Source organism: Pseudomonadota bacterium (assembly GCA_018817425.1).
Taxonomy (GTDB): Bacteria; Desulfobacterota; Desulfobacteria; order Desulfobacterales; family RPRI01; genus RPRI01.
This window is the reverse complement of sequence record JAHITX010000021.1, coordinates 1-11,374: the sequence shown is the minus strand read 5'-3', so window position 1 is coordinate 11,374 and position 11,374 is coordinate 1. Positions and strand designations below refer to the sequence as shown.

General features: G+C 40.1%; 10 protein-coding genes. 3 read left to right on the top strand and 7 right to left on the bottom strand.

Annotated elements, in window-relative coordinates; genetic code table 11:
* Positions 1-363 precede the first annotated feature (363 nt).
* Positions 364-984: a hypothetical protein gene (locus tag KKC46_04790; GenBank protein ID MBU1053133.1), complete on the top strand. Its 621-nt coding sequence runs from the start codon at positions 364-366 to the stop codon at positions 982-984.
* A 5-nt stretch (positions 985-989) separates the two neighbouring features.
* Here KKC46_04790 and KKC46_04785 read toward each other — a convergent pair whose 3' ends face one another.
* A complete protein-coding gene (locus KKC46_04785) occupies positions 990-1,469 on the bottom strand; it encodes a DUF456 domain-containing protein (protein ID MBU1053132.1) in 480 nt (159 codons plus the stop codon).
* A 513-nt stretch (positions 1,470-1,982) separates the two neighbouring features.
* Between KKC46_04785 and KKC46_04780 the strand changes: the two genes are divergently transcribed.
* Complete coding sequence (locus tag KKC46_04780; protein MBU1053131.1) at positions 1,983-2,456, top strand: transposase; 474 nt, start codon at positions 1,983-1,985, stop codon at positions 2,454-2,456.
* 270 nt (positions 2,457-2,726) lie between these two features.
* The gene (gene ssb, locus KKC46_04775) at positions 2,727-3,164 is read left to right on the top strand and encodes a single-stranded DNA-binding protein (protein MBU1053130.1); all 438 of its coding nucleotides are present in this window, start codon (positions 2,727-2,729) and stop codon (positions 3,162-3,164) included.
* A gap of 189 nt (positions 3,165-3,353) precedes the next feature.
* Here the strand turns inward: ssb and tatA are convergent, their stop codons facing one another.
* From tatA to KKC46_04745, 6 genes are all read right to left on the bottom strand, one after another.
* Positions 3,354-3,536 (bottom strand): twin-arginine translocase TatA/TatE family subunit, encoded by a 183-nt coding sequence (gene tatA, locus KKC46_04770; GenBank protein ID MBU1053129.1) that lies wholly within the window; start codon positions 3,534-3,536, stop codon positions 3,354-3,356.
* A 236-nt stretch (positions 3,537-3,772) separates the two neighbouring features.
* Positions 3,773-7,045 (bottom strand): hypothetical protein, encoded by a 3,273-nt coding sequence (locus tag KKC46_04765; GenBank protein ID MBU1053128.1) that lies wholly within the window; start codon positions 7,043-7,045, stop codon positions 3,773-3,775.
* Positions 7,046-7,079: 34 nt separating this feature from the next.
* The gene (locus tag KKC46_04760; GenBank protein ID MBU1053127.1) at positions 7,080-7,742 is read right to left on the bottom strand and encodes a hypothetical protein; all 663 of its coding nucleotides are present in this window, start codon (positions 7,740-7,742) and stop codon (positions 7,080-7,082) included.
* A gap of 348 nt (positions 7,743-8,090) precedes the next feature.
* Positions 8,091-9,440 carry a M48 family metalloprotease gene (locus KKC46_04755; GenBank protein ID MBU1053126.1) on the bottom strand — a complete coding sequence of 450 codons (1,350 nt, stop codon included), beginning with the start codon at positions 9,438-9,440 and terminating at the stop codon, positions 8,091-8,093.
* A 14-nt stretch (positions 9,441-9,454) separates the two neighbouring features.
* On the bottom strand, positions 9,455-10,060 hold the full coding sequence (locus KKC46_04750) for a hypothetical protein (protein MBU1053125.1): 606 nt from the start codon (positions 10,058-10,060) through the stop codon (positions 9,455-9,457).
* 335 nt (positions 10,061-10,395) lie between these two features.
* The gene (locus KKC46_04745; protein ID MBU1053124.1) at positions 10,396-10,821 is read right to left on the bottom strand and encodes a hypothetical protein; all 426 of its coding nucleotides are present in this window, start codon (positions 10,819-10,821) and stop codon (positions 10,396-10,398) included.
* Positions 10,822-11,374: the final 553 nt, after the last annotated feature.

The window sequence follows — 11,374 nt, the reverse complement described above, 5'->3', positions numbered from 1 at the left end:
TCCTTTGCGGGTATTAAACACCAATGGAAAACCGGTCTTCTTTTCAGAACACATCGCTTTCTCTTGGTGTATCATATCTCTCCCTTCCACGCCTTCAGTTTATCCCTTTGGTTAATTTGCGAAGCAATCTACGAGCTCCTTTTTAACTTTAAGACGATAATTCAATATCGATTATGAAAAATATATACGCAGAAAAACAAAGGTTAAGCCGGAAATTTTGTTGCCTTATTTCTTATTAAACGGTCTAATATTAAAACCGTTAGTTGAATAAGTAGGAATCTGTATTATCGACAACATCTTATATAATAAATGATATTAGGATGTCAATTGATAATCAACATTTTATGGTTATGTAAAAACTAGATGAACAGCTATCAAAAAGAACAAATAGAAGCACTTCAGATAATTAGTTGCCACATGGCGGAGTTGAAAACCGAATTACTTCAAACACTGGAAGTACCCCTTAAAGAATATCTCTTGTTTCGAAGTCAAACAGATATATTTTTATCCGACCACTTTTCCGAAATTTGCAACTTGAGTTGTTATCAAAACAGGTTGAGCGCCTGCTGTTCAAAAGACGGAATAATAACCTTTTTTGCCGATGTAGTGATAAATGCTTTAAGTACGAGTAAAGCTGAACTGGATAATATTGAAACTCTGATCAAAAAGCCCAACACAAAGTACAAATGCGTCTATCTGGCTCCGGAAGGTTGTGTGTGGCGGGTCAAACCCATTGTATGTCAAATGTTCTTATGTGATAAAGCGATAGCAGAAGTATTTGGAAAAAACCCATCTGCGCAAAAGCTTTGGGAGAATTTTAAAAAAAAGCAAAAAGACTTTACCTGGCCGGATAAAATAGTTCTTTTTGATCAGATTGAATCAATCTTTATAGAAGCGGGTTGTTCATCAACTCTTATGTATCTTAATAAAAGCCCAGGACTACTTAGGATAAAACGCCAGGCAGGACTTTTTAAAAAACAGTAGTACTTCTAAAAAAAGCGGGCAATAATATATATTCCTATCATTGCAAATCCAAGCGCAACTTTAGCAACTGAACCAAGAAGTATTCCCACCCAGGAGCCAATACCTGCACGAAAAGCGGGTTCAATACGATTTCTTGCTATTAATTCCGCAATAAATGCTCCGACAAAAGGTCCTATAAAAACACCGACCAATCCGAAAAAAAGGCCCACCACTCCGCCAACAAAAGCACCAACAGATGCCCAACGACTTGCTCCAAATTTTTTAACACCAAACGATGCTGCAATAAAGTCTAATGTGTGAGCCAGAATGGCAAGAGCAATTAAAATAATTACAGTTACACTGCCCATGTGTGAAAAATTGCCTGCCCATTCGGCAAAGATAAGACCGGCACATATCAAAGCAGGACCCGGAAGTATGGGGAGGATGAGACCAACCAAACCGGCTACAACAAGTATTATTCCTAATATTAAAATTATAATAGACATGTAATCCATAGAGTTAGCTATAAGTTGATTTCAGGGTTATTTAAAATGCAATGGTCAATTCAAGACCGATGGTAAGTTTTTCTTAACATAATTAAAAGAGGAGTCAAGTTTGAGTGTTAAACCCTGATTAACCATCAAAAAAATAAAAAACCTCGTTGACCCTGTAAAATCAGGGTGATAGATTAATTTTGGATAAAAAAACTATCATCAACAAGGTGTGATTATTATGGCACAAGGGATTCTTCCTTTCAAGTATGAAACTTAAAAAAACACAACAGGAAAGACGGCACTGGCCGGCCTTCCCGTGTATCTGGATTTGGCCAGGGTAATAGGGTTACGCGAAAAGTCAGAAGAACATTATTGCGTTGCTGGCGTAAAGAGAAAACACGTACAGCTCCTCCTCCGTCATCAATATTTCGTTATCTGGCAGCATTTCATGATAGTAACCAGGAAGAACAGAGGCAACCGGGTAAAGCTTTTATTCCAGTGCCAAACGTGCATTTGTAAGGTTTCGTGGAAATCAACAAAGAACGGACAGCATTTTCAGGTTTTCAAAATTCCGGGAGTACAGCGACCATTGATATGGATGCTACGCTTGTATCTACAAATAAGATTGACGCGTTATTCAGTTACAAAGGATTCAAAGCCTATCAACCATTGAATACATGGTGGTTTGAACAGGGTATTATTTTGCATACAGAATTTAGAGATGGCAATGTGCCGGCAGGTTTCCAACAGCTTAGGGTTTTTAAGGATGCTTTGGGCTGTTTGCCTGAGCAGGTACAGACAGTCAGAGTAAGTTCAGACACAGCCTGTTATCAGCATGATTTACTGAGATATTGCTCGACCGGAGAGAATAGTCAATTTGGCGTGATAGAATTTGCCATAGGTTGTAATGTAACAAAAGAATTTAAAAAAGCTTTTGAACAAATAGAGGAGTCGGAATGGAAACCGATATATAATGCTGCATGGTGTGGAGGATCATGATATTAGCGATTAATCTGAATGTAATGATAAAGAAGCTGGCAATTGGAGATTTTTGAATAGCAAAGAGAATGAAAGCAGTCAGGTTTTCTTTTTATGAAATTGTTGAAAAAACGTCAACTCCAACGACCAAAATGTCCATATCATTTTTAGGCGTTGGATTTGGGGAATTTAATACGGTTGACAGGTATGATGTATTTTATGTATTGATACTCTGGTACGTCTTCAATGGCCTCGTATTATAAACAAACATATTACACAGGGAGATAAAAGATGTCAGGTTTAAACAAAGTAATGTTAATCGGTAGGCTTGGTAAAGATCCGGAGATCCGTTATACAAATGCAGGAGTTGCAATTGCTAATTTCACTATTGCAACATCTGAAGATTGGAAAGATAAGGCAAGCGGTGAAAAAAAAGAACGTACCGAATGGCATCGTATAGTAGCTTTTGGAAAGCTCGGTGAAATATGCGGAGAGTATCTTTCTAAAGGAAAACAGGTTTATATTGAAGGCCGGCTTCAGACAAGGGCCTGGGATGACAAAGACGGTAATAAAAGATACACAACTGAAATCGTATCTTCCGATATGCAATTTCTTGACAGAAAAGATTCGGGTGATTCTTCAAGAAAGGATTATAATAATGATGCCATGGATCGTGGTGCTCCTGGACCCATGCATAATAACGCACAGGATGATGATATACCGTTTTAAAATCTTAAAAAAGCACCCTTATATGGCATAATTATTTGTTTTATTTGCTATAACGGTTGGTTGAAATTAAATAAGTCTTTGTGGGTTAGAAAAAGCTTGTTCAACTGCATACTTTATATAATTTGGCAGGTAAAGCAGTTTTTTTAAGAGGCTGTTTTTTATCGGTTGAATTAGAGATTGAAGAATTTGTCAGGCTTTTTTATTCTCATCTATTTTGTCGTGCTCTTTTTTTTCAACATCGGAAGTGGCTGATTTAAAGTTTTTTATGGCTTTTCCCAGTCCCGCTCCTATGTCAGGAAGTTTACCTGCTCCAAAAATAATGAGAACTATAACCAGTATTATTATAAGTTCCTGCATTCCAAGTCCAAACATACGCTCCTCCAGGCAACTATGTGCCTTAATAGTTAAGGGTTTTTTAAGCCCATGTCTTTAAGTCAATTTATATCACTGGCTACAGCGGGTGTCAAACTATAAACAGAACCTGCCCATGGTAACCGAATATTGAGCGATTCCACTCTGTATCAGTAAAACTCCATCTGCGAGCGTATGTTCTTAGTAAGCCCCCTTGAAGGGGGCAATTCTTGGTACGTTTCATCTTACTTATATGTTTAAATGTTCTTATAAAGAAAACTGTTCCGGAATCGAGAATCTTTACATTTATCTGTTTTGCCCCTTCTCTTTACAGATATAAGTCCTAACAAACCGCTTGCAAGCAGTAGTAATCCACTTGGAATAGGAACCGATGATGCAGGGGCAAGAACGCCGTTACCATTGAAATTATAAGTCAGTCCGCCAAGCCAGTCATTGCCGGCAAGGGTTGGTTTATAGTATATATTATAGTCACTGTAGATTTTTAACAACTGATCCAGGCCGCCTTCCAATCCGAACACTCCCACGTAAAGAGCCGCACCATCTGTAGAGTTTCCGTCAAAGATACTAAGCGTTACGTTTGATCTTAAAGTGAAACTGCCCCATGCGAAGTTATCATCGTATCCCGAAGGTAAAGCGCCGTAATCGGCTCCTGCCAGATACATCTCCTGGCCAATGCCGTTAAGTATCAAAGCGGCTTCGTCCGTATCCCATAAACTATTTTGAAAGCTGTTGTTTATAAAGTTTCTCAAAACAAAGAAATTATCACCGACCCCGCCGATTACACGGCCTGTTTCGCCGATAATCCAGTCATAAAAATAATTATTTGATGGGTCACTGAGAAAAATGCCGTTTTCCGTGTATGATCCGGCAAATTTCACGGTGGTGTCGGTGGTTTTGAAAAAACCGTTGTTGATGACATCGCCTGTAAAGATAGCAGGGTTATAGGCCACTTCAATTTTTCCGGCCGCCTGATTAGTAACACCGCCGTTAACTGTGGTAGTTCCGCCTGTCAGTGTTATGATTCCTTGATTGTTCAAACCGCCCGTCCGGAATGTGCCGTAACCGGACATCTGATTGGAATTGGTCATAGTGTGATTGTTGTTGTCAAATATGCCGCCGGTAAGATTTATAACACCATCATTGCTTGTTAAACCTCTTGACATAAGAAGCTTATTGCCTGTTGATGCGGTTATCAAACCACTTGAAGTATTGCTTATAGTGCCTCCCATTGTCAGCGTTCCGCCCATTGCTTCGATTGTGCCGCTATTTGTCACGTTGTTGCCGATCTGCCCCACACCCTGAATGCTGCCTGTATTAGTAATTGCTCCCCCTGCAAGGTTTGATATATTGCTGGCAAGCTGGATGGAGCCGCTGTTGTTAAAGCTCTTTGAAACAGTAGTGCTGCTGTCAACCAGTAGGCGACCTCCGTTGTTGTTGAATCCGCTCAAGATTATGCCCTGGCCTGATACCGTACCGCCATATGTATTATTTAAAGTAGCTGCGCCGTTAACAATCGCATCATTTAAATTCAGACTCCCGCTGTTTGTAAGATCACCGCCGTCAAGCTGTAGCTTATAACCGTTTGCAAGCGTCATCAAACCCTTATTGGCATTTGTCCCGGTATTATTCAAAATAATATTGCCGCTGCCTTGAGTTAAGATAGCATTGTTGGTAAATCCACCGTTGCCCCCGATTCTGCCATTAACATACATCTGGCCGTTGTTTACCTGAGGGCCGTTTCCAAACAAAGTTCCATATAGATACATAGTGCCGTTATTTTCCAGACCATATCCGTTAAGGATTAGAAAACTGCCCGTGCCGGTTGAAACGAGGTTGTTATTTATCATGCCGTTTGAGGCGTAAAAATCGCCGTTTAAATAGGCAGAGCCGTCATTTACCAACTGCCCATTAAGATCCCCTGCGGTATATGAAAATGTGCCTTTGTTATCAATCGAAGAATTCACTGTTCCGCCGGACATTTCAAATTCATCATTATTCTTAATCGAGCCTGCCTCAAGTATTCCACCGGATATGACATATTTCCCCAAAATAGCAGAATATATTGCAATAATAAGATCATTTGCAACTGTGTTTGTGCCACCACTTTGGATGAAGGTACCGATACCCTGGTAACCTATGGTTTCATTGATAGCGTTCAGAGAGCCGTTGCTAAGTATGTATGTACCAACTCCGCTGTGCTCAACTGAGCCGTCGCTGGAGTGAAGGCCGATTTTTAAATCATTTGTAGTATTTGTACCACCGCTCTGTTTAAAAGTGCCTTTAGCATAAAGGCCTATCTTTTCATTGGTTGCGTTCAGAGAGCCGTCGCTAAGTTCGTATGTGCCACCTTCGCTGGAATAGCTGTTGATATTGAGAATATTTGCCACCGTATTTGTACCGCCACTCTGATTGAAAGTGCCGCTACCTCCTCCACCTATATTTTCGGTATTTGCAAAGAGTGAACCGCTGCCGCTAAGATTGTATGTGCCTGTGGCGTTAATGTTGATATCATTGTTGTTGCCGAGATTAAGAATATCTGCCACCGTATTGGTACCACCGCTATGATTAAAAGTTCCGGTACCGTAATTGCCTATATAGATCTTATTTGCCGACAGGGAACCCCCATTCAGTTCATATGTACCAAAGCTGCTTAGGCCATCACCGATATAGAGATTATATGTTACTGTATTGGAGCCGGTATTTTGAATAAAAAAGCCGGTACCGTTATAGCCCAGATATTCAGTATTTGCAGAGAGTGAACCGCTGCCGCTAAGGTTGTATGTGCCTGTGGCGATAGTGTCTTTGCCGAGATAGAGACTGTCTGCCACTGTATGGCTACCGCCGCTATGATTAAAAGTTCCGGTACCGGAATCGCCTATATAGTTCTTATTTACCGATAGGGAACCGCTGCCGCTAAGATTGTATGTGCCTGTGGCGGTAGCGCCGTTGGCGAGATAGAGACTATCTGCCACTGTATGGCTACCGCCGCTCTGGTTAAAAGTACCGGTACCGGAATTGCCTATATAGCTCTTATTTGCCGACAGGGAACCTTCATTCAGTTCATATGTACCAAAGCTGCTTGAACCAACACCGAGGTGGAGATCATGCGTTATTGAATTGGAGCCGTTATTTTGAATAAAAAAGCCGGTACCGTTATAGCCCACATATTCATAATTAGATGCTAAAGGATGGTCAAGACCAGTCTTAAGAGTCATTGTGCCTGTCCCTGTTGCGTCAATTCTCAAACTATTCAGAACTGCCGAAGGATATGCCGTATTATAATAATATACAATTCTGTCGGTCGCATCCGACTGGGTCAGGTAGACATTATCCCCATTTATCGGTTGCCCGGCTGGATTCCAGTTTGTGCCGTAATCCCACCAGCTTGAACCTCCGATCCAGTATTTGTCTGCTGCATGGGAGTAAACTGCCGACAGAAAAATACAGCTTGATAATAAAACCATTATCAGAATAATTTTCATTTTAACTATGGAATATAACCCTTTCATATTTTCCTCCTTTAACCTTATTTATTAGCCCATATTATCGGTTATTGCTGAATATTCTTCTCAGGTTTAATAGACCAATCAAACCTGAGCCGAAGAGCCAAAAAGCTCCAGGGATCGGAACACTGGAGATGTCATACATCAATCCTGACCTCCATTCCGGATATACCCCATATTCTACAAACCCAAATGCATCACCTCCGGTTACCGGTATAAATTTCAAACCAAGGTAATCGTAGCCATTATCCAGAAAATATTTCACCAAGTCAGTCACATCAAGATAAGTAGGTCCGCCCAGATACGGCCGTGTAAGCTGAGTAAGGACGCCAAGAGTGGCTCCAGAGTAATCATCAAGTGTAATGACACCATCTCCATTGTAATAAGATATCGTTGTTGTAGAATTTCCAATCGTCCTCCCCCCGGTATCCATAAGGTGTAATGTATATCCCAAGTTTGGGATAGAAGGTATGTCATCTAAATCAAATTCCATGTATCCTGAAAACAAAATAGAACCTGATGATGATAATTCGGCGATAACGGCATGGCTTCCCTGGATTTGCATACTTCCGTCATAGTTATGTGTTATGCTCATGGATTTACCATCAACCCACACCGGTGCACTTTTGGCCTGCCCTTCAAAGACAAAGAACACAAAAAAAATAAGGCAAAACAATATTTTTAATTTTGATAATAAAACCATAATTATTCTCCTTTTTTTACATGTGTATTATTATAAAAAAGCAACAATCCTCTCATCGTATCTACGGTTTATATTTTTGTGTTGTAACTTCAGTTACCAAAACAATTCGTTGATATATGAAATTCATTCATATTCCCCCTAACTATCCTTGCTTGCAATATTCTTAACCTCCATCTTGAAATGCAAGCCTTAAGTTAGCGCTTATGGGATTAAAGGGGTGCTTTATTTTTATAGTTTTCTATAGAGCAATCATGATGATATTCTTGATAATATGAATAGTTAGCTTCTAAGCTATATATATAAAGAATATCCCCAAGCTCTCCCCATACGCGACTAAGTCGCTCTTTGCTATCTCCTGCCAGACCAATTACCGCCATTATTGCTCGATTGATTATAACCCCATGTGCCATTAAATTGATCCCCATCCTTCGAGGTTTTAAAAAGCCCCTGCCCATAAGAGTCGCCTTCTTGCCATTGAAAGTTTAAAAGGTTATTTTCAACTATACCTTTGATTTTTCCAGCGCCCAGACCATATGTATAAGTACCGGTTACCTTTTGTCCGCTTCTTTCAAAGCGCATGGATATCTCCACGCCAGCGTTGTTGCCGATAGTGAATTCCCCTTTGTACTGACCGCTGAATGCTTGACCGGTTGTTGGGCTTTCTGATTTTAGACTTTTTAATTGTGGGACAATGCTGCCTTCCGGCCTGGGCGTCAAATACTCCAATTCCATGGTTATGCCGATATGGGCTATACTTTTTTGAGTGTCATGATTGGCTAAAATATCAGCAATAGCATCCAGTTGGTTAGCCATATAATTTATTTGGACAACGGCTTTGCGGATATCTGGTTCGGTTCGGGCAAAATCTGTGGTATGCGTTCTGAGCTTTAAAGAAAGTGCGCGTATTCGTTCTGGAGATAGCGGATGGGTGGATTGTGTGCGAAGATAATTTTCCCATTGCGCATCCGAAGTAAAATCCCCACGATGTTTTGATAAAAATAATGTAGCCATAAAAAATTGGGTGATTCCTATTGGTGCAACACCAATACGCCGCATCAGCTCCATCGCAAAATTGTCGGCCTGGAGTTCATTTTGTCGGGCCTGATCCAATGGAATATCATAGCCGGGATGATGATAGTAAAGATGTCCGAGTTCATGTGCCATAATAAAGATTATTGCCGATTTTAGAATTTTTTGAGAAAGGGAATCAACGCGTTCATCATTTAGTGCGTCGTTTGGTATTTGAAGCGCTTCCAGCGGGGGAGGAAACTTTTTCCCCGGAAATGTCTGTGGGTTTTTGTATTTCATCATACTCATATAGTTGTAAATTGTATCTTGGCTGTAACTGTTGAACAAAAGCCAAGCCGAGGCAATGGCCACATCATCTAACAGCTTTATGGACAAAATGGGCAGTATTATACCTCTCGGTTGATTGGTCGCATAGAAATTTATTGGGGATTTTTGACCGGAAGCTATGAGTGGAAACTGCAAGTCAAAGGAACCGATGGATTGCCGTTCCTTGGGGGTAAGATTCTTCATCAGAAGATGCTCAAAATTCCAGCGAACATTTTTAGGATATCTTGATTGCCAATATTGTAGGGTGCTTTCCGGATAAAACTTTTCCAAGTAAGATGCATGCAGTGGCAGCACTCCACAGGCGAGTATAAGCAAAATGATAAATAAAAAGCGGTTACGCATGATAAAAACTCCTGTTATTGGTCATTCCCATAATAAAACAGCTCTTTCGCCTGCCGACATTCAGCTGGCAGAGCTGTTTCGTCCCCCAGACTTACCCATTGTTCGAAAGCTTCAAAAGAGCACCAATCTGGTCCCCAAACCTTACTAATCAACTCCAATTTGACGGTTGGCAGTTGCAGTTGCATATTCACACGATTCTCCTTATTTTCGAAACTATTTATCTTCTTTGGAAGTTGATTGAGCCAAAAAAACGAGGGACGAAGCAAAGAGCGCTTATGTTCGAGTTCAGCTGAATCCATATGCGCACGACCTTCAGTTGCACCCAGGTAATTTATTTTTGCTTGGGATACCTGAGCGACTTCCATGTTTTTGGGTTCAACGCTGTATTGAATTGCATTATGAAGAGACAGTGCAATGACAGCGGCACCGAAAAGCGCAAAAAAAACGCCAGGACCAACACGGCTCAAGAAAATTGAAATATTTCCGGGCAAGATGATTTTGCCTTGGCTGTCAGTTTTTTCAGGCAATTTAAGAAAAAGTCGGTAACCTAAATAAATTGACACACCACCGATAAGGGAATCCAAAATCCTTTCAAAAGACCTAATAATGATGGGATCCATAAAAATCTCCTTTATAAGCTTTCATTTTTATAAAATCTGACGGAGTCTCCTTTTCGACACGGATGTTTGTTGGACAGAATTCTAAGGAACATATTAGTTTCGCATCTCAAATATTTATTATTCTTTTTTTAATTCTATTAGCGCCCGCCCTTTTAGTATGTGATCACATTGGTGAACGTCGCAAAAACCAGCAGGTTTAGGAATGCAGAGACGAAACCTGTACGAGTTAAATTGCCTTGTTAGCTTCTCTTATAATTTTCTTACTAAGAAGCCTTGATAGCGCCAACATGCGATGCTATATACCTTTTGAATAGCCAATTCGCTTGATAAATGAATCACGGACACCCAGGTCCTTTGGCAATTATGGCGATTTGAGACCAACTACCTTGATTTTTCACCAAGCATCCATGTCCAGGCCATGTGACGAACAAAGATTGTTTGTATCCGGATATAAAAGCGCTATCTTCTGTAATAGCGCAAGTCACCGGCATTCCCTCCGAATATTTACCGATCGGAAGAAGCGTTTCGCCACTTGGACTGGTGTCCACGTATGTCGATATTTTTGGCACCCATGAGTTAGCATTATTTATATCTGGTGTAATTGCACATTGAATAGGTGTTGCTCCAGGCATACCGTAAACGTAAAAATATAAATCGTATGTATTTGCAGCTTGGACAGTAGATGAAAAGATTACAACTACCACTGATGCCAAAAACCACAACATTGAAACCGCACTAATTATCTTTGCAAATGTAAGCATTTATCTATATTCCTTTGATCGATTCTGTTTTGTAATAAATTACGAAACTTGAAATAAATTCCCAAACCATCAACTAAATTCATTCATCTCCCTCCCTGAAAAGATTAGAAAGTTTCTCTCTTTTTATCAGAGGGAAAAAAGGGGAGGAAAAATATGCCGATTTATTGAAGCTTTTTATAGTTGTAGGAAATAATATTATAAGAGATCTTACAGATCGCTTACAGATTGAGGATATTTTGAAAATAATTTATAAATTCGGTATTCAATTTACACACGACGGCTTGCCTTAAATAGGCATGGATGTTGGTGGGAATATTAAGTTATAATAAGATATGAATGGGGGGATTTCGCTACATTTGAGAGTGTAAGTTTTTAACAATAATGTAAAGCACAATGAAATAGAAGACCCCATTAGAGCTGGTCGGGAAAAACTGTACAGTTGCTTAAGTGGTAAAGCTGTTCTAAATTGATTTTAAAATATAGAAAGGAGCAGCGGTAAAATGAAGAAATTAAGAAGGAATCATGGAGCAACGTTTAAAGCAAAAGTAGCGAT

What these genes read in the sequence shown, in the direction of transcription:
- KKC46_04790 (MBU1053133.1), top strand. Translation starts at nt 364, where the DNA reads ATGAACAGCTATCAAAAAGAACAAATAGAAGCACTTCAGATAATTAGT.
- KKC46_04785 (MBU1053132.1), bottom strand. Translation starts at nt 1,469, where the DNA reads ATGTCTATTATAATTTTAATATTAGGAATAATACTTGTTGTAGCCGGT.
- ssb (MBU1053130.1), top strand. Translation starts at nt 2,727, where the DNA reads ATGTCAGGTTTAAACAAAGTAATGTTAATCGGTAGGCTTGGTAAAGAT.
- tatA (MBU1053129.1), bottom strand. Translation starts at nt 3,536, where the DNA reads ATGTTTGGACTTGGAATGCAGGAACTTATAATAATACTGGTTATAGTT.
- KKC46_04765 (MBU1053128.1), bottom strand. Translation starts at nt 7,045, where the DNA reads ATGAAAGGGTTATATTCCATAGTTAAAATGAAAATTATTCTGATAATG.
- KKC46_04760 (MBU1053127.1), bottom strand. Translation starts at nt 7,742, where the DNA reads ATGGTTTTATTATCAAAATTAAAAATATTGTTTTGCCTTATTTTTTTT.
- KKC46_04755 (MBU1053126.1), bottom strand. Translation starts at nt 9,440, where the DNA reads ATGCGTAACCGCTTTTTATTTATCATTTTGCTTATACTCGCCTGTGGA.
- KKC46_04750 (MBU1053125.1), bottom strand. Translation starts at nt 10,060, where the DNA reads ATGGATCCCATCATTATTAGGTCTTTTGAAAGGATTTTGGATTCCCTT.
- KKC46_04745 (MBU1053124.1), bottom strand. Translation starts at nt 10,821, where the DNA reads ATGCTTACATTTGCAAAGATAATTAGTGCGGTTTCAATGTTGTGGTTT.